At 56.9% G+C, this 23,946-nt stretch carries 27 protein-coding genes and 2 tRNA genes; 9 read left to right on the top strand and 20 right to left on the bottom strand.

All coding sequences use genetic code 11. From position 1 onward, the window contains the following. A complete protein-coding gene (locus ACR0KX_RS01620; RefSeq protein ID WP_170623009.1) occupies window positions 1-543 on the top strand; it encodes a D-Ala-D-Ala carboxypeptidase family metallohydrolase in 543 nt (180 codons plus the stop codon). 214 nt (window positions 544-757) lie between these two features. On the opposite strand, the gene ACR0KX_RS01615 is transcribed toward ACR0KX_RS01620, so the two are convergent. After that, window positions 758-1,930, bottom strand: a complete 1,173-nt coding sequence (locus ACR0KX_RS01615; RefSeq protein WP_170623007.1) for a hypothetical protein — start codon at window positions 1,928-1,930, stop codon at window positions 758-760. A 615-nt stretch (window positions 1,931-2,545) separates the two neighbouring features. Here ACR0KX_RS01615 and ACR0KX_RS01610 point away from each other — a divergent pair. Next, window positions 2,546-2,752, top strand: a complete 207-nt coding sequence (locus ACR0KX_RS01610; protein ID WP_170521905.1) for a type 2 periplasmic-binding domain-containing protein — start codon at window positions 2,546-2,548, stop codon at window positions 2,750-2,752. Between the two features lie 135 nt (window positions 2,753-2,887). On the opposite strand, the gene ACR0KX_RS01605 is transcribed toward ACR0KX_RS01610, so the two are convergent. Beyond that, on the bottom strand, window positions 2,888-4,243 hold the full coding sequence (locus ACR0KX_RS01605; RefSeq protein WP_170521903.1) for a tetratricopeptide repeat protein: 1,356 nt from the start codon (window positions 4,241-4,243) through the stop codon (window positions 2,888-2,890). 428 nt (window positions 4,244-4,671) lie between these two features. Here ACR0KX_RS01605 and ACR0KX_RS01600 point away from each other — a divergent pair, with 428 nt between their 5' ends. The 3 genes from ACR0KX_RS01600 (at window position 4,672) to ACR0KX_RS01590 (ending at window position 8,498) form a co-directional block, all read left to right on the top strand. Further along, complete coding sequence (locus ACR0KX_RS01600; protein WP_480707778.1) at window positions 4,672-5,934, top strand: DUF3179 domain-containing (seleno)protein; 1,263 nt, start codon at window positions 4,672-4,674, stop codon at window positions 5,932-5,934. A gap of 11 nt (window positions 5,935-5,945) precedes the next feature. Then, the gene (locus ACR0KX_RS01595; protein ID WP_480707777.1) at window positions 5,946-7,610 is read left to right on the top strand and encodes a sulfatase-like hydrolase/transferase; all 1,665 of its coding nucleotides are present in this window, start codon (window positions 5,946-5,948) and stop codon (window positions 7,608-7,610) included. A 69-nt stretch (window positions 7,611-7,679) separates the two neighbouring features. Beyond that, entirely contained in the window at window positions 7,680-8,498 is an 819-nt protein-coding gene (locus ACR0KX_RS01590; RefSeq protein WP_170623001.1) for a hypothetical protein, read from the top strand. A gap of 61 nt (window positions 8,499-8,559) precedes the next feature. Here the strand turns inward: ACR0KX_RS01590 and ACR0KX_RS01585 are convergent, their stop codons facing one another. From ACR0KX_RS01585 to ACR0KX_RS01505, 17 genes are all read right to left on the bottom strand, one after another. Beyond that, entirely contained in the window at window positions 8,560-9,369 is an 810-nt protein-coding gene (locus ACR0KX_RS01585) for a hypothetical protein (protein ID WP_480707776.1), read from the bottom strand. Window positions 9,370-9,996: 627 nt separating this feature from the next. Next, window positions 9,997-10,071: transfer RNA gene (locus ACR0KX_RS01580), tRNA-Phe, on the bottom strand. 79 nt (window positions 10,072-10,150) lie between these two features. Then, complete coding sequence (locus tag ACR0KX_RS01575) at window positions 10,151-10,333, bottom strand: DNA gyrase inhibitor YacG (RefSeq protein ID WP_170622997.1); 183 nt, start codon at window positions 10,331-10,333, stop codon at window positions 10,151-10,153. Beyond that, the gene (locus ACR0KX_RS01570) at window positions 10,330-11,352 is read right to left on the bottom strand and encodes a ribonuclease E/G (protein ID WP_170622995.1); all 1,023 of its coding nucleotides are present in this window, start codon (window positions 11,350-11,352) and stop codon (window positions 10,330-10,332) included. Before ACR0KX_RS01570 ends, ACR0KX_RS01575 begins: the two co-directional genes overlap by 4 nt. Continuing rightward, window positions 11,349-11,927 (bottom strand): Maf family protein, encoded by a 579-nt coding sequence (locus ACR0KX_RS01565; protein ID WP_170452400.1) that lies wholly within the window; start codon window positions 11,925-11,927, stop codon window positions 11,349-11,351. The genes ACR0KX_RS01570 and ACR0KX_RS01565 overlap by 4 nt, the downstream gene beginning before the upstream one ends. Window positions 11,928-11,938: 11 nt before the next feature. Continuing rightward, window positions 11,939-12,157 carry a translation initiation factor IF-1 gene (infA, locus tag ACR0KX_RS01560; RefSeq protein WP_005978431.1) on the bottom strand — a complete coding sequence of 73 codons (219 nt, stop codon included), beginning with the start codon at window positions 12,155-12,157 and terminating at the stop codon, window positions 11,939-11,941. 90 nt (window positions 12,158-12,247) lie between these two features. Further along, window positions 12,248-13,123 carry a carbon-nitrogen hydrolase family protein gene (locus ACR0KX_RS01555; RefSeq protein WP_170521880.1) on the bottom strand — a complete coding sequence of 292 codons (876 nt, stop codon included), beginning with the start codon at window positions 13,121-13,123 and terminating at the stop codon, window positions 12,248-12,250. A 126-nt stretch (window positions 13,124-13,249) separates the two neighbouring features. Continuing rightward, window positions 13,250-13,513 carry a hypothetical protein gene (locus ACR0KX_RS01550; protein ID WP_170622993.1) on the bottom strand — a complete coding sequence of 88 codons (264 nt, stop codon included), beginning with the start codon at window positions 13,511-13,513 and terminating at the stop codon, window positions 13,250-13,252. Window positions 13,514-13,680: 167 nt separating this feature from the next. Beyond that, on the bottom strand, window positions 13,681-14,274 hold the full coding sequence (locus ACR0KX_RS01545) for a GNAT family N-acetyltransferase (protein ID WP_170622991.1): 594 nt from the start codon (window positions 14,272-14,274) through the stop codon (window positions 13,681-13,683). Next, window positions 14,267-14,665, bottom strand: a complete 399-nt coding sequence (locus ACR0KX_RS01540; protein WP_170622989.1) for a ketosteroid isomerase-related protein — start codon at window positions 14,663-14,665, stop codon at window positions 14,267-14,269. Before ACR0KX_RS01540 ends, ACR0KX_RS01545 begins: the two co-directional genes overlap by 8 nt. 3 nt (window positions 14,666-14,668) lie before the next feature. Then, window positions 14,669-15,121, bottom strand: coding sequence for an arsenate-mycothiol transferase ArsC (locus ACR0KX_RS01535; protein WP_170452411.1), 453 nt, complete (start codon window positions 15,119-15,121; stop codon window positions 14,669-14,671). Between the two features lie 3 nt (window positions 15,122-15,124). Continuing rightward, complete coding sequence (locus tag ACR0KX_RS01530; protein WP_170452413.1) at window positions 15,125-15,604, bottom strand: UPF0262 family protein; 480 nt, start codon at window positions 15,602-15,604, stop codon at window positions 15,125-15,127. A gap of 99 nt (window positions 15,605-15,703) precedes the next feature. After that, window positions 15,704-17,005 carry a histidinol dehydrogenase gene (hisD, locus tag ACR0KX_RS01525; protein WP_170622987.1) on the bottom strand — a complete coding sequence of 434 codons (1,302 nt, stop codon included), beginning with the start codon at window positions 17,003-17,005 and terminating at the stop codon, window positions 15,704-15,706. Window positions 17,006-17,058: 53 nt separating this feature from the next. Further along, the gene (locus tag ACR0KX_RS01520; RefSeq protein WP_480707775.1) at window positions 17,059-17,532 is read right to left on the bottom strand and encodes a GNAT family N-acetyltransferase; all 474 of its coding nucleotides are present in this window, start codon (window positions 17,530-17,532) and stop codon (window positions 17,059-17,061) included. A gap of 43 nt (window positions 17,533-17,575) precedes the next feature. Continuing rightward, window positions 17,576-18,052 (bottom strand): DUF2948 family protein, encoded by a 477-nt coding sequence (locus ACR0KX_RS01515; RefSeq protein WP_170452417.1) that lies wholly within the window; start codon window positions 18,050-18,052, stop codon window positions 17,576-17,578. Continuing rightward, window positions 18,049-19,317: a UDP-N-acetylglucosamine 1-carboxyvinyltransferase gene (murA, locus tag ACR0KX_RS01510; protein WP_170452419.1), complete on the bottom strand. Its 1,269-nt coding sequence runs from the start codon at window positions 19,315-19,317 to the stop codon at window positions 18,049-18,051. The genes ACR0KX_RS01515 and murA overlap by 4 nt, the downstream gene beginning before the upstream one ends. 6 nt (window positions 19,318-19,323) lie before the next feature. Then, window positions 19,324-19,479, bottom strand: a complete 156-nt coding sequence (locus ACR0KX_RS01505) for a hypothetical protein (RefSeq protein WP_170452420.1) — start codon at window positions 19,477-19,479, stop codon at window positions 19,324-19,326. 83 nt (window positions 19,480-19,562) lie between these two features. On the opposite strand from ACR0KX_RS01505, the gene ACR0KX_RS01500 reads away from it, so the two are divergent. Then, window positions 19,563-19,637: transfer RNA gene (locus ACR0KX_RS01500), tRNA-Thr, on the top strand. A gap of 265 nt (window positions 19,638-19,902) precedes the next feature. After that, window positions 19,903-20,910 carry an endonuclease/exonuclease/phosphatase family protein gene (locus tag ACR0KX_RS01495; protein ID WP_480707774.1) on the top strand — a complete coding sequence of 336 codons (1,008 nt, stop codon included), beginning with the start codon at window positions 19,903-19,905 and terminating at the stop codon, window positions 20,908-20,910. Window positions 20,911-21,204: 294 nt separating this feature from the next. Here ACR0KX_RS01495 and ACR0KX_RS01490 read toward each other — a convergent pair whose 3' ends face one another. Then, entirely contained in the window at window positions 21,205-22,155 is a 951-nt protein-coding gene (locus tag ACR0KX_RS01490; RefSeq protein WP_480707773.1) for a GlxA family transcriptional regulator, read from the bottom strand. A gap of 156 nt (window positions 22,156-22,311) precedes the next feature. Here ACR0KX_RS01490 and ACR0KX_RS01485 point away from each other — a divergent pair, with 156 nt between their 5' ends. Together ACR0KX_RS01485 and ACR0KX_RS01480 are read left to right on the top strand one after the other, a co-directional pair. Next, a complete protein-coding gene (locus ACR0KX_RS01485; protein ID WP_170622985.1) occupies window positions 22,312-23,019 on the top strand; it encodes a GntR family transcriptional regulator in 708 nt (235 codons plus the stop codon). A 7-nt stretch (window positions 23,020-23,026) separates the two neighbouring features. Then, on the top strand, window positions 23,027-23,944 hold the full coding sequence (locus ACR0KX_RS01480) for a dihydrodipicolinate synthase family protein (RefSeq protein ID WP_170622983.1): 918 nt from the start codon (window positions 23,027-23,029) through the stop codon (window positions 23,942-23,944). Window positions 23,945-23,946: the final 2 nt, after the last annotated feature.

The raw sequence follows: 23,946 nt of genomic DNA, 5'->3' as shown, positions 1-23,946 counted from the left end.
ATGAACGACCTGTTTGAAGGAAACGAATACGATTTTGTGGAAGGTGACTTGCTTCAGGAGGCGTTAAGGGGGGACTATTCCCGCAGTGACACGCCTGAGATGGTGGAATTCCGGGCATTTTTCGACACCCTGCCCAGCGAGTTTTTTACCGCAGACGAATTCATGGTGCTTGGCCCGTCCAACCGGCCCGGCGGAAGCTGTGAGGGCAAGAACGGTTTGGCACCGAAAAGCCTGTGGAACAATGTCGAGCCGCTTGTGAAGGCCATGAACCTGATCCGGAAGGAATTGGGCACTTCGGTTCAGATCACAAACTGCTTCCGCAGTGGAACCTACAACGCGTGCGTCGGAGGCGTACCTGGCAGCTTTCATTCAAGATTCCAGGCGGCGGATTGGATCTGCGATGCAGGCAACTCTGCCACATGGGCGAGCGCGGCCAGAGCAGTCAGAGATGCCGGAGGGTTTTCAGGCGGTATCGGTATATACAATAGTTTTGTGCATGTTGACGTGCGGGGCTCAAACGCGAGCTGGGACAACCGCAGCTAAATTGAGCCGCTGTATTAGTCTGCACGCGGGCAAGGCCCGTAAAAGGCATAATACGAATTCGCGCTGGAGCGGATTCGACTGAAATTCGGAGGGCTTACTTCAAGGCGTGGAAACTAACGAATTTTGGGTTTCCGCGCCTGGCGGCAAAAACTCGCGCCGACCACATTTGATTTAACATAATGGCGCTTACCGATCGTGCCGAGCTCTGCACGCGTTACCAACGACCAAAGCTGTACGGATCCTTCGGAAGTGCAAAAATGTCCTCAACGCTGTTTAGTGGATCCAACTCTTCCGCTTTCGCCCCAGCCCACTCCAGCCATTCGTCAATAGATTTCCCGTCAATTTCAACAATCTCTCTGCTGGCCGAAGCAACTCTAACTTCTTCTATGAAGCTCCTGATTTGCCGTGATAGGCTTCGGTCCTGAGCTTTCGAAATCAACCTCTCCCATCGTTGGGCATCGAGCTTTTCTAAGCGCTCACGCTCCGCGCGCTCTGCACGTTCTTGTTCGTACTTTCGTTGCCACTCTTCGTGCTCTTTCCGTCTTTGTAGGAGCTCAGGTTCGGCGGCCAAAACGCGGGCGATGAGTTTAAACAGCAGTTTATCCGCCTTGCGTTTTTCGGTCTCAATGTAGTCCTTTTGGGAAATACCCCAGCCCTTTATGGAAAACCGTAGGAAACCCGACGGGTAAAGCCCGGCTTGGTGATGTTCAGGAAAAGCCGTCCACCCCTCATCATCCGGACCGGCCTTCAGTTTGCGCATCATTTTTTGTGCAATTGCTACTTCGAGCGTCTCGCCTGACACCTCCAGTTCGATTGAGCCTTTCACGTGGCTGGATTTGACTGCAAACCCATGCTTTTCAACCGCCTTCAGAAACGCACTGGTAACGCGGAACCTGTAGCTGTCTTTCTCCGTTAAATCTGAAATTGGATCCCGGACGTACCACGAATTGCGCGAGTTTCGCCGTTCTGTGCGTCGTTTTGATTGATCCGCTTTGTGTTTCGCCACCCAACCGGCAACAACAGGGTGCAAGCGCCGCAGATCTTCCGGGATCTGGACAACTTCAATCTTTTCCTCAAATGCCTTCGACGCTTGGCGCGCCTCCTTGATGGCATCGGATTGCGGTTCACTTGAACGTATTACGATGATCTTGGAGAAACCGGCTGGTGGCGCTGGAAGAGGGGCTTGCTCGACGTTCTTTCCCGCCTCAAGTTTGGCCCAGTAACCGCGCGGTGGCCGAGGTATTTCAAACTTTCTGCAGATTTTCGCCAGACCCTGATCGGAAAGCCCGAACTCCTCTGCTAACCGAATGATCGGCTTTTGCCAGACCAAACTGTAGAGTTCTTCCCTGCTGAGTTTTGAAACCTGGCTGCCTTCCTTTATCCCCACGAGTTCCCCCTAAAAGCCAAACAACCCGCATGATCGAAGCCAGCGTTCTTGAAAGGTGGCTTTCGTAACAACGTTAATCCCAGTTCTCAAATGACATTTCACTGATCGAAATCAAGAATTTCCCTGTTCTACAAGTTAGGGAATTCACCTTCATCTAATTGAAATGTCTGCCTTTCTCCAGAAATGGCGGCGCAGAACAATCCTGAAACACACCATTTCCCTGTAAACTTCCCTGTTTTCAGGGAAATTTGGGAGAGACTGGATAGCTGGAAACTGCCCGCACAGCCATGATTTTCCGAAAGTACAGCAAAAAAACGGGAAATCCTCCCGTTCCACCTGATGTGTATCCAAGTCTCCCGACAATGGGACGAAAGATCGGTTGCACACTTCCTGTCCCAAAATCGAATATCGTAGCCCACGGTGCAGGCGCGTCGGGTCTTTTCTCTAGCCTCGCGGTCGCTCCTTTTTATTCATGAAGCGCCTTGTCTATTTGCGTTGATCTGTTGAACGCCTACCGGCAGGAAACTGGAACTGAGATCATCGGAACACTTAAGCGACCTGGCTTGCGGAACAACGATCTGTATTCGAGGAGGTGCGCATTTTTGGGCGGACGGTATGGTGTATCTTCGCGCGATCCAAAAAGGCTTGGGCATCGGGATCGGCTGGCGTCCGATGCTCAGTGAGTTTCTGGCAAATGAAACACTGGCTCTTGCCTGCAGCCACGAACACCCAGCATCGCGTGGCTATATTTGCTCGATCACGCCGGAAGGTTCAGGAAAGCCAGGCACCGCGCGGTTCCTGGATTGGATAGGCACAACATGACCTGAACCATGTGACGGCGGAGTGAGACACTTCCGATTGAATTTATTGCAAATTCAGTTCTGGCAATGCAGATTCAGGCAAAATACGAGCGCCTTGCTTCCGGAGTTTGAATTCAAGCGTCGCGTGTTTACCGGATCATTGATCAACAGGTGAAGGCGCGATTTCGTCCAATGCGGACAGGATATCCTCGGCATGGGCCGGATCAGCAAACAAGGTCCGAAACAAAGCCGCAAGGGGGTAGTCAGGCCAGGCTTCCTGCAAAAGCAGGATTGTTGCACCGGCTTGTTCGTGTTCTCCCAACCTTTGATATCCGGCGGCCAGATACCCAATCGAAATTGCGCTCACCGGGTCGCCCAGTCTTATCGCTTCGTTGAACTGGTTCACTGAATCCTGAAAATCCCCCAAATGGAAACTCGCAGAGGCCAGGACGCTTCGATATGGGAACCTTCGATTGTTCGGGTCGCTTTCTTGCGCGCGCTTGGCAGAGGCAATTGCGCGTTCGAACGCGCCGCCAAACAACGCAAACAAAGCGTCAAAACTTGTGACATGGATGTCGTCCGGCGCGAGGCTGATCGCCCGCGCGGATTGGTTGAGTGCCGCATCAAAATCGCGATTGGCGAATGAGACCAAAGCAAGCGCAGAGTGGCTCCACCCCTCATCAGGGGCCAGTTCCACAGCCTTGATCGCGCGCACCCTTGCGAGGTTCAGCAGGTCGCGTTTTTCCTCACCGGGCGGAGCGGTGATTGCCAGAATTCCCATGGCTTGGGCCGAGCCTGCGAAACCGCCGAAATATGTCTCATCCAAAGCGATAGCCCGGTCAAACATACCACGTACTGCGTGCAGCCGTTCACGATCAAGAACCGGAAACATCAACGGGCGCGCCTCGGCGGCCAGGTTCACCGCCTGCAACTTTGTGGGGTTGGTGGAAAACAACGCTTCTCTGACCGCTTGCTGTTTCAAGGTGTCATCGGACTGAACAGAGGCGAATTGCGGCATGTCTGCAGCCTTGGAGAAAAAGACGACTACCCCAACCCCCAGCGCCGCCAGAACGACCATTCCGGGCAGCAGGTATCTCGGCAGTGGCCGCTTCCGTTTCTTTCCTCGCTCAGGCTCCAGCAACTCGAACCGGGGCACATACCCACCGGGATCGACATGAATACGTAGGCGCTGTTCTTTCCCGGAATTCGAGTAGTAACTGGCCAGCCGTCGGCGCATTCGGCCCGCGTCGACACGTACGACCGCCATCGGGTCGCCACCTGCGTCCAGCGATCTGCCATAGACGTCCTCGGCAATTGATTTGGCGCGAATGTCCTCGGCTTGCCCCGTCAATAGCTTTTCGACGACGTAGCTTAGAAAAGACTGCAAACGCTCTGCCCCGTCAAATTCGGGGCTTTCCAGAATCGATGCCAAAGCCCGCCGGATTTCTACATCCGAAAGAATCGACCCAACCGGATCAGGACCCGGATCTGTCTGCAATTTCGTCAACGACATCGCCTTGGAAGCCTTCAGGCAACCTATAAGCCTCTGAAAAATAACATGTTACGACGTAACATACGTTAAGATACCTGAATATGTAAATGAATTTCAGCGATATTGGATGGGAAAGGAGGGGGAGCGCGCCTGGTCGCTGGGGCAGAACTTGGGAACATGCGATTTGAGGATCACTATGGACACACTGTCGATGTTGTTTCCGGACCGGGCGAATGAAATCGGACGCCTTCGAAGCGCGGACACTGTGTTCGCCCAAATCTGCGTTGATTATGAAAGCCTGGCTGCCCTGTTACCCTGCGATGCCAGTGATCCGACCTACTCTGATTTAATCGATAGCCTTCGGGGGCTTGAGGACGAAATTCACCTTTACCTCGCGTCCAGATCAAAACCTCCCGAAGGCTAACCAGAACACAGCAAAGGCGATCCAAATGCTGGCAAATCTCTTATTCTACGCGGGTCTCATCGTATCGTTGACGATAGGGTTCATGTATTTCCGCGACCTCGGCGACATCAGCCAAATGGTGTTGAAGGTGAAGCGGAACAACATGATCCGATTTATCCGCAACGAAAACGCCTATCTGGCCGCCGGTATCGGAGCATTGATCCTTATGCTTATTGGCCATTTGATGGGCGGTGGCCCCGGATGGTTGTTTTTCCTGGGCATGCCGGCCGTGACCGTGCTGATCATCTTCCTGTTCGTCTTCCCCTGGGTTTGGGTCCACATCGGCCTGCGCAATCAGCAAAACAGCGCGCAGTATTTCCCGATCTCAGAAGCGTGCGATTACATCAATCCATCGGCAAGCGTTCTGGTGATCGAGAACAATGGCCACGCACGCGCGCATTCCGACGCGCAGTTGATGCGCCCGCATCTGGCCGGGAATGCGAAAGGGCTGGGTGGAGACGACATCGTGATGACTTATTGCGCGATGGCCAATCTGGGTCTGGCCTACAAGCCCTTAGTCGATGGCAAAAGACTGGACCTGGAAGTGCTGGCCCAGCACGGCAACAACCTGATCCTGCGCGACAACACCAGTGGCGAACCGATCCAACAGATCTATGGCCATTTCGACGGCGATGCCTCAGGGCAGTCCGCGATGCAGCCCTGGCCAACCTTCCGGATGAGCTTTCGTGGATTTCAGAAAGCCTACCCGGACGGAGAGGTTTTTCTGAACAAACCGTCTTCCAACCCATTTCTAAGACTGTTCGATATGTTCACCGAAACCGTGTTCTCGCCGGGCATCGCAAAGCAGCATCAGGAATCCGCGCCGGTCATGGACAACATGAGCCACAGCGACGACCGTCTTCCAAACAAGACATACGTCTGGGGCGTGACAGTTGGTGACGATGCCGTGTGCTGGACCGATGATTTCATTGCCGATCATCACGGGCTGATCAATGCCACGGTGGGCGGTCGCGACGTCGTCGTGTCCTATGACCCGGCCTATGAAAGCGTTGGCGTCTGGTACAATGACAGCGGCACGCCAGTGACAGAGATCGATTTCTTCGGAAATGCAAATTGCGGCAGGCTGAGCCGGGTCGAAACCCTGCGATCCGGGATGTTCTGGCACGTCTGGGTCGAGTTCTTCCCCGGCACCGACATCAATCGCACAAACGCAGGGTACACCGAGCCCACTCGCCCGCAGCCCGCTGTCGAATCCGCAACCGAACAAACACCGGAGCAGAATCAATGAGGAGCACCGAAATGAAAAAACGGATTGGCCTTTCGGCACTCATCTGTCTCGCTGCAAACGTCGCAACAGCGCAGAACGCACCCATTATCCACGACGCCGAGTACTACATCCTCGAAGCGCAAAACGCGGAACAATGGGCGGCGGATAATGCCGAGGTCGATCAACTTCTGAAGGACTTTCGGGCCACAAACAAAGGTAAGCCGCCGAATATCCTCAACATATTGATTGACGATATCGGCTTTGGCGATCTGGGCATTCCCGAACTCAACGCTGTGCGCGGGTATTCCACCCCGAACATCAACGATTTTTCGGATCAGGCGATGCGTATGGTCCGCATGTATACCGAACCTTCGTGCACACCCACCCGGGTTGCCATGATGACCGGACGGCTGCCGGTGCGGATGGGAATGGGCGACACCACCGTCGACATCGCCGGGTTCGGCCTGCCCGCTGACGAGGTCACACTGGCCGAGATCCTGTCAGGTGCAGGGTATGCGACAGCGCATGTCGGCAAATGGCATATGGGCGATATCCCCGAAGCCTGGCCGCATAACCAGGGGTTTGACTGGGCCGGTTTCCCGGTGCACCAGCAGGGGCAGCTCACGATCTTCAATGACGACGCAATCCGGGAACAGGTCTCTGTCGGGATATCGGATTTCGATGATCGCTTTGTTCTGGACAACTTCTTTCGCCCCGACCCGGCGGCCATGGTGACCGGGCTAGAGGCCGAAAAAGGAGGAACCGCGCGCGAAGTTCATATGACCGCGGGCGAACGCTGGACAGCAGAAAAATACGACGACATGAACCAGCGCTATCAGGATCAGACTCTGGAACAACTGCGCAAGCTTGCGGGCGGTGATCAGCCCTTTTTCCTGCAATACTGGCCTCTGATCCCGCTCGATAATACACGCGCAGGCCGCAGCGGGCCGCAATCGCCAAATGGCGGGCTTTATGTCGACAAGATGCAACTGCTTGATGAGTGGCTGGGCGACATCTTTGCCGAATTAGAGGCACTTGGCATCGCCCAAAACACCATCGTCCTCGTCATGGGCGACAACGGTCACTTCACCAAATACGCCCCTCAGTCCGGGTTCACGCCGATGGTTTTCTCGGGCGGCAAAGGCGATGTGTCCGAAGGCGGTATCCGGGTCGACAGCTTCATCCGCTGGCCCGGCATGATCGAGGCAGACGGGATTGTCGGGGATATCGTCCATGTCTCTGATCTGTACACAACACTGGCTCGGTTTGCGGGGGCGGATGCAGGTATCCCCAGGGACCGGTTGGTAGATGGCGTCGATCAATCTGCGCTGTTGCTTTTGGGGGAAACAAAGGGCCGGCGGGATCACCTGATCGTCTATTCGGTCAAAACGCCCAAGGCGATCATCAAGGATCAGTTAAAGCTGCGTATTCCAGGATCCGGTGAAAGCGCAATCCTTGCTGACTTCTTCGATGTTTACCGGGACACGCATGAAAAATACCCGGTCTCTACCGAGGTTGGCGCCTGGGGCGGGCAGGAGTTTGTACGCATTCTCGGACGGCATCTGAAGCGCAAGGAAATGTACCCGGACACCGAACCCGCACGCGGCGTTCCATATGAAGGCATCGACAACCTGCGTCCCGAAACCCAGGCCGCTGTTGAGGCCTTTCTGCTCAAACAATCCTCGGTCAGCAAATGACCAGAGGCGCTGCATTCGTGACGAACGGACTGTCCGCCTGGCCGCGGAGTAGACTAAGGAGATTGAGGCATGACCATCAGATCAGCCGCCTGCACCGCAAGCACAATTGCTCTGCCCTGTCTGCTTGCTTTTGGCGCATCTGCACAATCTCTGCCCGCGCCCGGCCAGAATGACAAAGGGTGGCGACATACCCTGGGCTTCTATCTGTTTACGCCACTCAGGACCTCTGGAACGTCAACGGTTGCTGGTGTTTCCGCCGATATTGACCTTGATCTCGGCGATGTGCTGAGCGTTCTGGATTTCGCGGCCGCCGGGCGGTACGAGGCGTGGAACGGCGATCTGGGGATTATAGTCGACGCCAATTATGTGGGCATCGAAGAGGATGCAACACTTCCCGGCCCACGCGCGACAGCCGTGAACGTGGATGTCCGGCAGAAGTGGTTCGCGATCCTCGGCGCATATCGCATAGCGGACGGAACCTATGGAGCGAACAACCAACGCTACACCGTCGATCTGCAAGGCGGCCTCCGCTATAACTCGATCCGGCAAGAGATCGATTTCACCACAACCGGGCCAGCAAACCCACCAACCCTTGGCGGAGACCAGGACTGGATCGAACCAGTCATAGGGGCCCGCGGCATGTGGCGCCTCAACGAGCGCTGGACGACCATCGCCTCACTAGATCTTGGCGGCTTCGGGGCCGGAGGCAACGACCTTCAGGTCGGGGCCAATATCGGATTTGACTATCAGCCTTGGGAGAATACGGCGATTACGTTTGGCTATCGTTTTTTCAGTGTCGATTACAGCGATACACTCGACACTGGCGACTTTGCCTATGACGTCACACAGCACGGGCCCTATTTCGGGGTTAAGATTTTTCTGAACTAGGCTCTGGACCCAGTGCTTTCAGAGTTTCGGCATGTTTCCCGGTCAAATGTCGAGTGAGGTGTTACCCCGCTCTCATCATATTTCGACAGTGCCGATAGAACTGCATTAGCTCCCAATCCTGCACTGGTGCGCAATATTCTTCTCGAGGTGTTTCCGCTGCTTTCGACAGAAGAAAATCCTCATCGATTTTCAAGGTATCTCGGGCCCATTCGATGTCGTCTGATGCCGCTTCTCTGCATCTGTCTAGTGTCTTACGTTGAAGGGAAAACTTTCTCCCTCCAAACTCACTACAGTAGCTTTGCACGAGCGGTCGATACTTGCTGTAATTGCGACCAGCCCTTTGCCGACAAAGCGGGATTACCCTAGACGCAACTTTAGCTTCAAACAGACTAATAGACGTGTTTCTATTAATTACAGGGATTTCGGCTCCAATAATATCACATTTGCTTAGAAAGTCAGCAACAATGCATCCGCTTTTCAACGCTGACTTGTCAAAAGCACTTATGTGAACGTTTTTTTCGCCAAATAGATCAATGAATTTTTCAAAATTCTCCCGGTACTTTGGGTAGATTTCGATTTCAGAAACCTCATCGATTGTCTGCACCCCTTGTTTAATAATTTGCTGGGAAAAACTATTTGCCCAACTTTCTACACTGCGAGCGTACCCGATTACGCGCACCCTTGATACTCCGAGTTCGCTAAAAAATAGTTTGGCGGCTGCCAACTCCTCATAAGAAAGAGCGCAAAAATCCTCAGCAGAAAGAATAAGCGGGACCATTTGCTCACGCGCCGTGTTCAATTCGTTTTTGATGTGTTCTTTCGCACTCTGCGCCTTCATGAACCGATAGGGGATACCAGAACCAAATTTCAAACTTTTATGGTATGGAACACATGCCGGGTCGGCAAAGGCAGAAGCGACCAAAAAAGAGTGGTTTGGCCGAGAAAATTCGCAATATCGAACGCCACTTAACAGCTTCGCTCGCTCAGCCCCCTGCAGGGAGTTTTGAATAGTAGAAGAGGCCGTTTTGTGCTGCCCTATGTGGAGAATGACTTCAGGCTGGTGGTTGAGCCATCGGAAGAGTCTCCGAAACCTGCTCCCATGCTTCGTTAAGTTGGCAGAAGTCATATTCCCTTATTCTCCGAGTGTTCTGTCGGTTGGTCACACAGTTGCTTTACGCCGTTGCGGAATCAAGCTGGTTTTGTCGAGGAGAGCTGTTTGCTATCGCATAGAAGCCTGAAGCCGGGCGCGACACCTGCGTTTATTCTTCCGTTGGTTTTCTTTTTGTGCTTGGCGCCGCGCACCATCTTCTGATCTGGTCTGCTTGCGAACAACTAAATTTGATCGTTCATAGATGGTTGGGACCATTTCAAAACCGCCGCCCGAAGGGAGAAACCCACAGGTGAGCAGGAGAAGGATTTAGACCGGCCCTGGAGGAAGCACGGTGGTTAAAAAACTTTAAGCAAGACTGAATAAAGATAGCATCCTACCGCTTTGAAATGGTGCCCGGGGGCGGAATCGAACCACCGACACGAGGATTTTCAATCCACTGCTCTACCCCTGAGCTACCCGGGCACGGGAACGGTGTTTGCCGTTGGGTGGAGGCGTTCTATGACTTGCGTTCAGCAGTGTCCAGAGGCTTTTTTACATTTTTTCAATGTGGCCGCTGATGGGCTTCGGGCGCGTCAGAAATGTCGGCCTCGATGTCCTCTTCGCGTTGCGATGGAACCGCGTATGAGCCGTTGAGCCATTTGGCCAGATCAATATCCGCGCAACGCTTGGAGCAGAAAGGGCGGAAGCGGTTCACTGTCTCTTCACCACAGATCGGGCAGCTCATTTCCACACCTCTTTCAAAGGGATACGACCCCTTTTGCGCTGCAGCTCGAAGTGGCCCAGAGGGGTCCAGCCTGCCAGCGTTGTTTCGACGGGGTCGTGCCGGAAGGCGGTGCGCAAGGCTTGTTCGAAGCCGCGGCGGTCCTTCTTGGGCATCGGGGCCAGATCCAGCGTGATTTGCCCGCCAAGACCACGCACACGCAAGGCGCGGGCCAATTGTTTCGCACAGGCGAAGTTGGCCTTGGTTCCGGCCGCCAAGGACGTGTCCGAGCCGGTGTTTACGTCCACTGCCACCAGTGCCCGCGTGGGTTCGATGTACAGGAACCCTCCTCCAGTCAAAGGCTCTTTGATACTGCGCGCGGTTTCGAGCGCGTCCAGCACGCCGTGGGTTTCAAACCCGCCGGTCTGGGTGACAACTTCTGCCGGATCGGTCCAGTCGCGCCATGCAAGCAGATGTGGACCATCCCCTTCGCACAGGGTTCCCGGCTCTGTTCCGGGATCGTTCACCACCTGTTCGGACTGTGCGAGCATGGCGCTGATGTCTTCGGCAACCTCATCGGCATCGGCCCCGACACAGCAGGAGCGCAGGATCAGCCCGTAGGGACTGTCGCCCATCATCTCATGCGCAATTTCAAGCAGCCGGTCCCGCTCATCCTCGTCCCTGATACTGCGCGAGATGTTCAGGCCGGGCGCATCGGGCGTGACAATGGCGTAGCGGCTTTTGAACAGAACGCGATCCGTGACCGGCAGTGCCTTGCCGTCTTCTGCGTAGCCTGTGACCTGAACCAGCACCAAGGCACCCGGGGCTAGACCCTTCACCTGCCGCAGAAACGCAGGGCCGTCTGGGGTTGTCAGGAACATGCCCCCCTGCCCCTTGACCGGGCGATCCGCGCGGGCGCGGTAGATCGTACCGGGGGTTGGCGCGTCGCCAGCGATCAGAAAGTCGTCCAGTTTGCCGTCCACCATCAAGGCCGCAGCTTCGCGGCCTTCTATGTGATCCAGAACAATGGTGCGGCCCTTCATGGCGTTCCTCGATGTAATGGGTAACCGATCGCTTGCAGCAGCCCCGATGTTTCGGCCAAAGGCAGACCAACGATGCCGGTGAATGAACCGGAAATCCAGGGGATGAAAGCGCCCGCCGGACCTTGGATGGCATAGGCTCCGGCCTTGCCTTGCCAGTCCCCTGTTTCAAGGTAGGTGTTGACCTCAGTATCGGACAGACGCTTCACCCGAACTTGCGAAACCACGTCCTTTTGCAGAACACGGTCACCACGGCGTACGGCAACCGAGGTGATGACGCGGTGACGCCGACCGGACAGGGCAAAAAGAAATGCCGCCGCCTCACCTGCATCTTCAGGCTTTCCCAGAATGCGGCGGCCCAAAGCAACCGTGGTATCCGCGCACAGAACGATATCTTCGGCATCGGCCTGCACGGCCCGCACTTTTTCGCGTGCGATGCGGCTGCAATAGGGAACCGGCAGTTCCCCCTTCAGCGGCGTTTCGTCGATATCCGGGGGTCTGACAGCATCGGGCTGCACGCCAAGCTGCGCCAGCAGGTCCAGCCGCCTTGGGCTGCCCGATCCTAAGATAAACGCCATTGCGGCAGGCGTTACTTGAAGCGGTAGTTGATCCGACCCTTGGTCAGATCATAGGGGGTCATCTCGACCTGAACCTTGTCGCCGGCCAGAACACGGATGCGGTTCTTGCGCATCTTGCCTGCCGTATGTGCGATGATCTCATGGCCGTTTTCCAGCTCGACCCGAAACGTCGCATTAGGCAGGAGTTCCTTCACGACACCGGGAAATTCGAGCGTATCTTCCTTGGCCATGTTGTCTCCATCGTTACGTTGCACCCGCAGAATCTGCGGGGATGTGCGCTTAAATGAGCCTATTTCGGCCTTATTTCAAGGCCAGAATCATCAAAGCTGAGAGATTGTGGCCGATTCGACTCGGGGGATTTGTTCGTCCCAATGGGTTCGGTTCAGAACATGGCCGTCTGCGCGGACAGTGGCGATGGCAGTCAGATCGACGTCGGCATAAGTCCAGCCGGGCTGGTTCAAGGCACCTTCGGCCAGCACGCCGGTTTGCGGAAATCCCTTGTCGGGCGGGCCAAAGATGCCCCCGGTGCCGGTGTTCATATCAACCGCCTCGGACCAGTCATTGCTGCCGACCAGCGAGGACATCACCGTCACACACTGGTTTTCCAACGCCCGCGACATTGCACCAATCCGAACCCGCCAATAGCCCGAAAGCGCCTCGGTACAGGACGGAACGAGGATGATATCCGCATCGCTCAGCGCCCGGCCCAGCAGGGGAAATTCACTGTCATAGCAGATCAGAATACCGATCTTGCCCAGTGCCGTATCGAACAGTTTGAGCGGACCGCCAGGGGCGATGTCCCAATCTTCACGCTCGAACCGGGTCATGATTTGCTTGTCCTGATGATCCTGCCGACCGTCCGGCGCATATAGCTCGGCGCGATTCACAGGACGGCCAGGCCCGGTAATCACCGGTGCCGAGGCACCCAGAATGTACACTTTGTGCTCAGCCGCAAGGCGCTGATGCAGGGCCTGCGCATCCTCCATCCGGTCGGACACCGCCCGGATCGAGCGTTCCAGATCGCCTGCCACCTCGGGCCCGTCCAGTGTCGACAACTCCATCGCACCGTATTCGGGGAAAACCAGAAGCTCGGCCCCCTGCCCTACGGCGTCCGAGACCCAGCGGTCCAGCTTGTCCTCATACTGCGCCCAACTGTCGAGCCAGTCGAGATTGTAGGCGGCGGTGGCGACTTTCATGTCAGCGATCCCAGCTTATCGGTCCGCGGGCGAGACTAATCGTCTATGTCCAAGTTTGTATAGTGAGCATGGGCGCGGAAACGCGAAAACCGTCGATTTGCCAATCAACTTTTGTACGGTGTCAGGTCAATCGGTCCGTTGGCTGCCCGAAGCCAGACCCCAACTCTCTTCGTACTGCCCCAAAATCCGCGACATATTCAGCAGGGAATCAAACAGTCTGGCGTATACGTCACGTGACATCATCGGCTTAGTGTCATCCAGCACATTCACAAGGTCCACGATGGTTGAGGCGAAACGTTCATAGACCACAGCATCTGCCGCTGTTGGGTCCAATGTCCAAATATCGTGCTCGTCATAATAGCGGGCTGGCTTGGGTTCGTTCTCAATCATTCTGTGACCTCGTTAATCCAAGGCCAACTTGAGGGGAAAACCCGCGCCGACAAGCCTGCTGGCAAAAAGTCACAAGATGTTGGCGGGAAAAAAGGTCTAAGCAACAGCCGCTTGGATGATCCGGTCGGCTCCGATTGTCCTAAGGTGTCCCACCTATCAAGAAATGCCTAAAGATTTCTGATCCAGAACTGCAACGGCTTCAGCGTCTCACCGTCTTCCCCGATATCCTTCCACGAAAACTGCGCAATCACACCCGGCAGGGGCTCATAGCCACGGGCGCGCCAGAATACGTCCAGCGGGCGGTAGTTCTCGGGTCTCAACGGGTGATCCGTCGGGCGCTGCACACCGCAAAAGGCGCATTTGGTAAAGCCCAAGGCGCGCGCATGAGCTTCACGCAAGTCAAAGAACTTATGCCCGACACCCTGCCCGCGATAGTCAGGCAACAGGACGGATTCCGCACAATAGAAGATCTGCGACAGGTCCAGACCCGTGCCATCGAACGCCACTGCGAAATCGTCAGCGTGATCCATCAACGGCGCGCCTGTTGACGCACCAACCAGACGATCCCCTTCAAACGCTCCCACGACGATGGCCTTGTCGCTATCGCGGTAGGATTGCAGATACGTCCGCTCGTACTCCAGATCGCCGTCGTACAAATACGGCCAGGCCCGAAACACCTCAATCCGCAGGCGCGCAACGTCGTCCAGAGCAGCCTCAAGCGCCGCTCCGGTCAGGGCGCGGACCGCGGTGACCTCAGCCATTCGAGACCTGCTTGGTCCAATCCGCAAGGTTGTAGAAAGTGGTCACGCGAGTGATCTTGCCGTCTTTCAGATCGAAGAACGACCCGGCAGGCAAGCGATAGGTCTGACCATGGGCATCCGGCAACCCTTCGTCTGTTTCCAGATAGGTGCCGTTGACGATGAACTCGGCTGCTGCACGGGTGCCGCCTTCGGCCTCGAACACTACGATGTCGGTCAGGTTTTCCTTGTAGCAGCGGTTCATATGGGCGCAGAAAGCCGCGAATTTCTCTTTGCCGACGCGAATCTGGCCTTCGTTCACGTGATGAGCCACGTCATCGGACAAACAGGCCAGCATGCCGTCCACATCCCCGGCGTTGAAGGCATCGAAATAGGTTTGAACGGTCTGGTTCATGTGTCACTCCGTTGGTTCGCCCCAGCGGTCTTTCAGATGTTTGATGATCTGATCGCGGGTCTGTCGGTAGTGGTGTAGCTTTGTTTCGCGCGTCTCACCCATCCCGGTAGGGTCCATTATTGGCCAATAATCGACATCCAGATGAAAAATCCGGGTCAGTTCCAGCGCTTTGCGCTGACTGGCGGGGGACAGGGCGACGATCAGGTCGAAGGAACTGAGGTCATCGCCCCATTCCTCCATCTCGTCGAATGAGCGTGAACGATGGCGGGACAACTCAACATCGATCTCGTGGCAGACCGAGATGCAGAACCCGTCAATCTCAAGATCATTGTGCACGCCGGCAGACTGCACATAGGTGCCGGTGCCGTAGAACTTTTTCATGATGCCCTCGGCCATCGGAGACCGAACCGAGTTGTGGTCGCAACAGAACAGGATCGACTGCGGCAGAGGCGTCACCCGTTAGCCTCCGAAATGCAGCACGCAGATCAGCGTGAACAGGCGTCGGGCGGTGTCGGTATCCACATCGGCCTTGCCCTCAAGCCGTTCCTGCAACACCCGGCTGCCTTCGTTGTGGATGCCGCGCCGGGCCATGTCGATGGTTTCGATCTGGCTGGGCGGCAGGGTTTTGACCGCGTTGAAATAGCTTTCGCAAATCTGGAAATAGTCTTTGACCACCTGCCGAAACGGGCCAAGCGACAGGTGGAACTCGGCAGCTTTTTCCGCTGCTTCGGTGGCAATGTCGAAGACCAGCCGCTTGTCGCGGATCGACAGTTGCAGGTGGTAGGGACCGTCCGGCACCTGACGCCCGTCCCGCGCTGGCAGGGCAAAGCTGTTGTCTTCCAACAGATCATAGATGGCGACCTTACGCTCCTGCTCGATCTCAGGCGTCGGCGGGGGCAGGTTACGGTCGTCCAGTTCGATATGCGAAATGCGAGTCATCTTAACGGTCACAATCCTTCACGTCTGCTCAGACCTATAACAACGCATTTCATTGGGCAACGCACAGAAGCGCCATATTCCACAGGTCTTTGCGTCACATCAGCCGTTCAGCCGTTTCAGACGTGCCGTCACTGACAATCCATGCGCCTCAAGGCTTTCGGATTGCGCCAGTTGTTTGGCTGCCGGGCCGATGGCACGCAACGCTTCGGGGGTCATCTGGCTCAGTGTCGTGCGTTTGAGGAAATCCATCACGCTCAGGCCGGACGAAAACCGCGCAGACCGTGCCGTGGGCAGCACGTGGTTGGGGCCGCCCACATAATCGCCAATGGCTTCGGGCGTGTATTGACCCAGAAAGATCGCGCCCGCATGGATGGTCTTTTCACTCAGCACCACCGGGTCTGCAACACACAGCTCAAGATGTTCAGGGGCGATACGGTTGGACAGTGCGGCGGCTTCCTCAAGATCACGCGCGGTGATGATCGCGCCAAAATCGCGCCAGCTTGCCCCGGCAATCTCGCGCCGCTGCAGGGTTTCCAGACGTTTATCAACGGCCCGCGCCACGGCCTGCCCGAATGCGGCATCATCCGTGATCAGGATCGACTGCGCGCTTTCGTCATGTTCGGCCTGGCTGAGCAGGTCCAGCGCGATCCAGTCCGGGTCATTGTCCTTGTCGGCAATGACCAGAATCTCGGACGGGCCCGCGATCATGTCGATGCCCACTTTGCCGAAAACCCGCCGCTTGGCAGCCGCGACAAAGGCATTGCCCGGACCTGTGATCTTGTCGACCGGCGCAATGGTCTGCGTGCCATGGGCCAGCGCGGCAACAGCCTGCGCGCCGCCGATGCGATAGATCTCGTCCACGCCTGCCAGTTGCGCCGCCAGCAGAACCAATGGATTTACCTGACCGCCCGGCGTCGGCACCACGATGGCCAGCCGTTCCACGCCCGCCACCTTTGCCGGTATGGCGTTCATCAGCACGGATGAGGGGTAAGAGGCCAACCCGCCCGGTACATAAAGCCCCGCCGCCGAAACCGCCGACCAGCGCCAGCCCAGCGTAGCCCCAGCAGCATCCGTCCATTGCTGATCCTGAGGCATCTGTTTTTCGTGATAGTCACGGATACGCGCAGCCGCCAGTTCCAATGCCGCACGGTCGGCCTCTGATACCTGTGCAACCGCTTCCGTCACCTCTTCGGCCGAAAACGCCAGCGTGTCAGGCGTCAGTTCCAGCCGGTCGAATTTGGCGGTCAGCTCGATCACTGCTGCATCGCCGCGTGCCCGGACATCCTCGATGATCCCGGCTACAACTGCATCAACATCCGGGCTGTCCTCGCGCTTGGCGGACAGCAGGGTTTGAAAAGCGGCTTCAAACTCGGGCGATGTGGTATCAAGGAATACGGGCATGATCGGGCACTCCGGAGCGTTTCACGGGGACATATCGCCGGGACCCGCAGGTCTCAACCCTTCTTGGCGGGGTGCAGCGATTTGCGCATGGGAAACTGGGTCATCCCGCGCCAGTCTTCCGGCTCGCCCGCCTGCACCCACCCGTATCTCAGGTAGAAGGCGCGCGCGGTATGCGTGGCATCCAAGGACGCTTGTTCACATCCCTGATCTGCAAGTTCTTGCTCTAGCCGCGCCAAAAGCGCCCGACCGATCCCACGACGGACATAAGACGGATCGACGTATAGCAGAGAAATCTTGGACCCCAGCCGCACGCCGCCGACGGCTGCAATCTGCCCGGCCAGTTCTGCGACCCAGACTTCGGACCCGGATTGAATCCATCCCCGAATGGTCTGCGGATCCTTGTTGGCTGTCCACAGGGACAGAAGATGCGGGTCTTTCCCATGATCCGCAGCACAAAGATGGGTGATCGACCGGATCAACACCTGGCTCATCTGGAACACGTCGAACACGGTGACGCGGCGCAGCACCACCCCCTCGACAGGGTTGGTGAACGCCTGCGATATGCCGCGTTTATTCCGGATGGTTCGGTGCCTGACCGGACGGGGCCTGATAGGGCCGCGTCACGTCTTTGAGCGTTGCTTCAATGGCCTCAACCGTCAGTCGGATCGCTCCATCTCCGGCGAGCGTCAGCATGATCTGGCCCGCGCCATCTTCACCGGGCTCAAAATCGACCGACAGAAGCGACATGACCATATCCGTGTCGCTGCGATCGACACCCTGACTGGCCACCGACAGCACGGAATCAAAAACCAACACCGATTGCACCCGCTCGAACGGGCGGTCACGGCGCGTGGCTGCGTCCTTGTCCTCCCAGCGGAACCGGTTGAGCAGCAGGCCAAACCGGCGCTGCGAGGGATGCCATGTCATCTCTGTCACCGGAAACACGGCGTCCTGCGCGAGGGTTGAGATTACCTGCAGGTCATCCGCATCCTCGGCCCCCAGATTCAGCGGGGCCTCGCGCCCGTCTTCAAAGCTTGCGTCTGTCATTGGCCCTTGATCCGTTCGATTTTGGCACCCACACCTTCCAGCTTGCGCACCACATGTTCATATCCCCGATCCAGATGATAGACCCGGCTGACCGTAGTCTCACCTTCCGCCGCCAGCCCCGCAAGGATCAGCGAGACCGAGGCGCGCAGGTCGGTCGCCATTACCGGCGCACCTTTCAGACGTTCGACACCCGTCACCGTGGCGGTGCCGCCATGTACCTCGATATTCGCACCCATGCGCACGAGTTCGGGCGCATGCATAAAGCGGTTCTCGAAGATACGCTCTTCCAGTACCGAAGTCCCCTCGGCCGTGCACATCAGCGCCATCATCTGCGCCTGCAGATCGGTCGGGAAACCGGGGAAGGGCTCGGTCACCACGTCCACGGCGCGCACCGGTCCGTTTTTGCGGGTGACTTTCAGGCCTTTCTCGGTCTCTGTCACGCTGACGCCCGCTGCATCCAGCTTGGCCGCAAACGACTCGACGAGAGACAAACGCCCTCCAAGCAACTCCACCTCACCGCCGCAAATCGCCGGGGCCAGCATATAGGTGCCCAGCTCGATCCGGTCGGTCACAACCTGATGCGTTGCACCGTGCAGCCGCTCGACCCCCTGAATTTCGATGGTCGAAGTGCCCTCGCCGGAAATCTGCGCCCCCATCTTGCGCAAGCAGTCGACCAGATCGACAATCTCGGGCTCGCGCGCAGCGTTTTTCAGAACCGTAGTGCCCTTGGCCAGCGTCGCGGCCATGACGATGTTCTCGGTCGCACCCACCGAGGCAAAGCGCATCTCGTGCATCGCACCTTTCAATCCGCCCGGTGCCTTGGCGTGCAAATAGCCGTCTTTCAGCTCAATCTCGGCGCCCAGCGCCTCAAGCCCTTCGACATGCAGGTCCATCGGCCGCGCGCCAATCGCACACCCGCCCGGCAGCGACACAACCGCCTGTCCGAACCGCGCCAGCAACGGTCCCAGCACCAGATTCGAGGCGCGCATCTTGCGCACGATGTCATAATCAGCTGTCTGGCTGGTCAGGCTGTGGCTGGACATCGCGATCACCTGTCCATCCTGCAATGACGACACCTCGGCCCCCAACGACTGCAACAAGGCTGTCATGGTCTTGATGTCACTCAGCCGCGGCGCATTGGTCAGCGTCAGCGGTTCTTCGCTCAACAGCGTTGCAGGCATCAGCGTCAGACACGCGTTCTTGGCCCCCGCAATCGGTATCTGACCGTTTAGCGGCCCGTTGCCCGTCACCAGAATCGAATCCATCTGCTCTTATCCCTCGTCCTTACCGGCCTTGTTGTCGGATGCCGCCCGCGCCCTGGCCTGCGCCTTGCGCCGCGCCATGTTCGCCTTAAGCGCAGCCTTCAAACGCTCTTCCCGCGCATCCCCGGATTTGCCGTGTTTTTTAGGTGTATCTTTGTCTGCCATGGTCTTTCTCTACAGGAGGCGAAAAAAACCGTCCAGACACCCTTGCGCCCCGTTTCGTTTGAGTCTAATCACCCGCCCACAGCGCTGCTGTAGCTCAGAGGTAGAGCACTCCCTTGGTAAGGGAGAGGTCGAGAGTTCAATTCTCTCCAGCAGCACCATCCCGCTTTTAGTGTTGTGCATTCCTAGCGAAGCCATGATTTCGCTGGCGGCAATGGTCGCTTCGGGCAATCCTTAGGCAAACCTACAGAATATGACCCTAGAACCGGGCGGTAAACTTGTCCTCAGGGTCCAGTTTTTGCACGAATAGCGATCATGTGGCCCTATCAGAAGATCCGCCATCTATTCAGTCGTTTGTCTCAAAACGGTATCATTTCTACCCCAATATGTTAGCGTTTTTGTATTCATTTCATTGAGGACCACGCCATGCGTTTTGCGACTTTCAACATTGAGAACCTCGACGACGGCACATCAGAAAACAGCACCGCCGCCTTTAATGATCGCGTCAAAATCCTGCAGCCGATGCTGGAAAGACTGCGGGCAGATGTCATCTGTTTTCAGGAAGTTCACGGGCAGGATATGGACAGCGGCCCGCGGCAGCTTCGGGCGCTTGACACGTTGCTGACGGGCACCAGGTACGAGCAATTTACACTCTCTTCTACCACGCTGAAAAACAAACCCGATGTCGAAAGATACCGCAATCTGGTTGTTGCGTCTTCGCCCGACATGACCGTTGAAGAGGTTCGGGAGGTTCAGAACACGCTGGTAAATCCGCCGTCCTATTCGCGGGTCACGGCAACCGGCAATCCGGATCCTTTGGACGTCAAATGGGAACGTCCGTCCCTTTATGTGCGGTTGAGGAAAGGTCAGGAGGATCCGATCCACATTCTGAACGTCCACTTCAAGTCGAAGATCCCCACTCCGATTCCGGGACAGGGGCCAACAAATTACAAATGGGCCAGCGCGGCGGGTTGGGCCGAAGGGTACTTCATTTCATCCATGAAACGGGTCGGTGCAGCACTGGAGGCGCGTTTGTTTGTCGACGGTATCTTCGAGAACGAGCCGAACGCCAAAATCCTGATCTGCGGCGATTTCAATGCCGAGCCCAACGACGTGCCGATCATGGCCATTCGCGGTACGACCGAGGACACTGGAAACCCCGCGTTGAATGACCGGGTCATGCACCCTGTCGCACTATCCGTTGCGCAAAGCCGCCGCTTTACCCTGTATCACCACGGAAAGCCCAACCTGCTGGACCATATGCTTGTGTCGCGCCGAATGATGGCAAGTTTTGTGAATGCCGAGATTCATAACGAACTTATCCACGACGAAAGCATCGCCTTCGCAACCGACAGCAAATTCCCAGAATCCGACCACGCACCCATGGTCGCCGAGTTTGACGAAAGCTCTTTCGGGATGTGGGCGGGTGATTGATGAAGGGCCGTTTTTGGCGAACTTAGCCGCGATCATCAGCGCCCGATTTCGCGTTTCATATCCAGCATCTGACCTCATCAAGGTTCAAATGTTAATCATTGTGGCAGAAACTAACGCACAAGTGACATGATCTCGCAATAGTTATGCCAATATCGATATATATCGACACCTAAGCCCGCCGAACGGTTGACTAGTCAGATTTTTTAACGAGGGGGTATCTCGGCGGGTTCAGGGGGTGAGCACGCGATTGTCCAATTTTCGGATGATTGCTGTGCTCCCCCCGCCTTGCCGTTCTCAGTCGATCTTGTTTCTTTGCGAATGCGGCGTCACACCAAAGCTTGACCGGTACACGCGTGAGAAATGACCGGGATTTTCAAAGCCACAGGCAATGGCGACCTCGGTGATTGAGGCTTCGGTTTGCAACAACAGCTTCTGTGCCCGCTCCAAACGCATCTCCATCAGGTATTTCTTGGGCGAGGTGTTGAGGTATTTGCCGAACAAACGCTCTAACTGGCGCGCCGAAATGCCCAAGGTCTCGGCAATATCCGAAGGTGAAACCGGCGTTTCGATACTGCCCTGCATGATCTGGATCGCCTTGGCCAGATGCGCATTGCGCATCCCGTTGCGCGACTGAAGCGAGACGCGCTGTTTTGCAGTGGCGTTTCGGACGGCGTTATAGACCATCTGATCGGCCACCTCGATGGCCAGTTCCTCTCCGTGGTCGCGTTCGATCAGGTGCAGCATCAGGTCCGCCGTCGCCGTGCCGCCCGAGGCGGTGATGTGCTTTTCGTCAGCCACAAATACGCTGCGCACCAGGTTCACTTCGGGAAACGCCTCCATGAACGCGTCGTGATATTCCCAGTGAATTGCGGCCTGCATCCCGTCCAGAAAACCGGCCTCGGCCAGCAGCCACGCCCCGGAACACAACGCCCCAATTGGCGTCCCCCGCGCCCGTTCGCGCCTAAGAGTGGACAGCAACGGTCGCGTGACGTGATTGCGCATGTGAATGCCCGACAACACGAATAATTGGTCCGTTTTGGTCAGGTCATCCAAACCGCCATGCACCAAAGTCACCAGCTCGTTCGAGCACACCGCACGTTCGCCATCTTCGGACAGCAGGGTCCACTCATATAGCTTTTCATCGCTGACCAGATTGGCAATCCGCAACGGCTCGACCGCGCAGGAAAAGGCGAGGTGCGAAAACTCCTCGACCAGGATGAAGGTGATGTGCCGCGTTTGGCGCATGGTGTTTCCAGTTCAATTGGGCAGTTCGCGCCCGAGTCTTTCAGGAAGTGTCATGCTGCACGATTTTTTTCTGTATACAAGTTGTATTTTTTTCGAATACAGGTGGTGCACAGCGGCCGGATTTGTGATTCGTCCGCGCCAAGCCAGAGGGCCCTGATGAAAGACGATGCCAAGTCCCGCAAAACCGAACTGACCGAGCATCTGAAGGTCGCGATTCTGACGCTGCGCCTGCAACCCGGCACCGATCTGGATGAGGCGCATCTGTCCGATGCATTTGGCCTGTCCCGGACGCCGCTGCGCGAAGTGTTCAGGCAGTTGGCAGGCGAGGGCTATCTGGATCTGCGCGCCAATCGCAGTGCGCGGGTGTCCGAGATGTCTTACACCACATTGCGCGACTTCTTTCTGGCAGCCCCAATGATCTACGGCGCAATCCTGCGGCTAGCGGCGCAAAACGCCACGCACGCGCAGATGGACGCTTTGAAAGACGCCCAACAGGCCTTTAAGGCAGCATTGCGGTCGGGGTCTGCCGAGGATCGCGCGCTGGCCAACAACCGCTTTCATGACGTGACCGGAGAGATGTCAGGCAATGTCTACTTGCTGCCGTCGTTTAACCGGTTGCTGATCGATCACGCCCGGATCGGGATGACCTTTTACCGGCCTCAGACGGCCAAAATGTCCGAAAACCTGTCAGAAGCCAGCCGTCAGCACGACGCCATCATCGCCGCCATCGAGGCGGGCGATGAGGCGGCTGCTGCGCAGCTGGCTGAGGATCACTGGAACCTGTCACGCGATCAGATCGAGCTGTTCGTTATGCCCGACGCGCTGGATGTCCCGATGGGCGTCCCACTTTCGAAACCTGCATGAGGACGGAATGAACCCGATTTTCAGATTTGAGGGAATCTATACCCCGGTGGTCACGCCCTATCACGACGATGGACGCGTGAATTGGGACGCTCTGGCGCAGGTGATCGAATACCTGATTGAGAATGGCGTGCACGGCCTGATCTCGGGCGGGTCGACCGGTGAGAACTATGCGCAGACTGTCGAGGAACGGCTGGAACTGGCGCGGTTCACGCATGAGCAGTTGAAGGGCCGTCTGCCGTTGGTCGTAGGAACCGGGGCAATGCTGACACCGGATTCGATTGCCCTGGCCTCGGGCGCGCGTGAGATCGGTGCCGATGCCATCCTGCTGGCCAGCCCGCCCTATTCAGTGCCAACCGATCGCGAAAATGCACTGAACGCGCTGGCCATCGACAAAGCCGCTGACTTGCCTGTCATGCTGTATAACTACCCACACCGCACCGGCACGATGATGGGTGAGGAATTCCTCGACCGCGTGGGTCGCAGTCGCAACTTCTGCGGCATCAAGGAAAGCTCGGGGGATATCAACCGGGTGCATCTGCTGGCGCGCGACTATCCGCATATCCAGCTGGGCTGCGGCATGGACGATCAGGCGCTGGAGTTCTTTGCCTGGGGCGCACCGTTCTGGGTCTGCGGCGGGTCGAACTTCCTGCCTGCAGAGCATGTGGCCCTGTATCAGGCCTGCGTGATCGAGGGCAATTTCGCCAAGGGTCGCCGGATCATGTCCGCCATGATGCCGCTGATGCGGGTGCTGGAACAGGGCGGCAAATTCATCCAGACCATCAAACACGGTGTGACCATGAACGGGATCGACGCGGGCGCGATGCGGCCTCCGTTGAAAGGTCTGAACAAGGACGACAAGCGCGCGCTAGAACAGGTGACGCGCGTATTGAAAAAGACAATCGCAGATATCGTGGCGGAGGGCTAAGG

The organism is Ruegeria sp. BG5 (assembly GCF_056538425.1).
Note: the sequence above shows the minus strand (reverse complement) of the source record. Positions and strands in the feature narration are given on the sequence as shown.

Excerpts from the sequence above, each read along its gene's own strand:
- ACR0KX_RS01530 (WP_170452413.1), bottom strand. The coding sequence starts at position 15,604 with ATGACTCGCATTTCGCATATCGAACTGGACGACCGTAACCTGCCCCCG.
- ACR0KX_RS01590 (WP_170623001.1), top strand. The coding sequence starts at position 7,680 with ATGACCATCAGATCAGCCGCCTGCACCGCAAGCACAATTGCTCTGCCC.
- ACR0KX_RS01620 (WP_170623009.1), top strand. The coding sequence starts at position 1 with ATGAACGACCTGTTTGAAGGAAACGAATACGATTTTGTGGAAGGTGAC.
- ACR0KX_RS01540 (WP_170622989.1), bottom strand. The coding sequence starts at position 14,665 with ATGAACCAGACCGTTCAAACCTATTTCGATGCCTTCAACGCCGGGGAT.
- ACR0KX_RS01490 (WP_480707773.1), bottom strand. The coding sequence starts at position 22,155 with ATGCGCCAAACGCGGCACATCACCTTCATCCTGGTCGAGGAGTTTTCG.
- ACR0KX_RS01570 (WP_170622995.1), bottom strand. The coding sequence starts at position 11,352 with ATGAAGGGCCGCACCATTGTTCTGGATCACATAGAAGGCCGCGAAGCT.
- ACR0KX_RS01555 (WP_170521880.1), bottom strand. The coding sequence starts at position 13,123 with ATGAAAGTCGCCACCGCCGCCTACAATCTCGACTGGCTCGACAGTTGG.
- murA (WP_170452419.1), bottom strand. The coding sequence starts at position 19,317 with ATGGATTCGATTCTGGTGACGGGCAACGGGCCGCTAAACGGTCAGATA.
- infA (WP_005978431.1), bottom strand. The coding sequence starts at position 12,157 with ATGGCCAAGGAAGATACGCTCGAATTTCCCGGTGTCGTGAAGGAACTC.
- ACR0KX_RS01545 (WP_170622991.1), bottom strand. The coding sequence starts at position 14,274 with ATGGCTGAGGTCACCGCGGTCCGCGCCCTGACCGGAGCGGCGCTTGAG.
- ACR0KX_RS01495 (WP_480707774.1), top strand. The coding sequence starts at position 19,903 with ATGCGTTTTGCGACTTTCAACATTGAGAACCTCGACGACGGCACATCA.
- ACR0KX_RS01605 (WP_170521903.1), bottom strand. The coding sequence starts at position 4,243 with ATGTCGTTGACGAAATTGCAGACAGATCCGGGTCCTGATCCGGTTGGG.
- ACR0KX_RS01575 (WP_170622997.1), bottom strand. The coding sequence starts at position 10,333 with ATGAGCTGCCCGATCTGTGGTGAAGAGACAGTGAACCGCTTCCGCCCT.
- hisD (WP_170622987.1), bottom strand. The coding sequence starts at position 17,005 with ATGCCCGTATTCCTTGATACCACATCGCCCGAGTTTGAAGCCGCTTTT.
- ACR0KX_RS01515 (WP_170452417.1), bottom strand. The coding sequence starts at position 18,052 with ATGACAGACGCAAGCTTTGAAGACGGGCGCGAGGCCCCGCTGAATCTG.
- ACR0KX_RS01550 (WP_170622993.1), bottom strand. The coding sequence starts at position 13,513 with ATGATTGAGAACGAACCCAAGCCAGCCCGCTATTATGACGAGCACGAT.
- ACR0KX_RS01505 (WP_170452420.1), bottom strand. The coding sequence starts at position 19,479 with ATGGCAGACAAAGATACACCTAAAAAACACGGCAAATCCGGGGATGCG.
- ACR0KX_RS01600 (WP_480707778.1), top strand. The coding sequence starts at position 4,672 with ATGCTGGCAAATCTCTTATTCTACGCGGGTCTCATCGTATCGTTGACG.
- ACR0KX_RS01565 (WP_170452400.1), bottom strand. The coding sequence starts at position 11,927 with ATGGCGTTTATCTTAGGATCGGGCAGCCCAAGGCGGCTGGACCTGCTG.
- ACR0KX_RS01480 (WP_170622983.1), top strand. The coding sequence starts at position 23,027 with ATGAACCCGATTTTCAGATTTGAGGGAATCTATACCCCGGTGGTCACG.
- ACR0KX_RS01610 (WP_170521905.1), top strand. The coding sequence starts at position 2,546 with ATGGTGTATCTTCGCGCGATCCAAAAAGGCTTGGGCATCGGGATCGGC.
- ACR0KX_RS01485 (WP_170622985.1), top strand. The coding sequence starts at position 22,312 with ATGAAAGACGATGCCAAGTCCCGCAAAACCGAACTGACCGAGCATCTG.
- ACR0KX_RS01595 (WP_480707777.1), top strand. The coding sequence starts at position 5,946 with ATGAAAAAACGGATTGGCCTTTCGGCACTCATCTGTCTCGCTGCAAAC.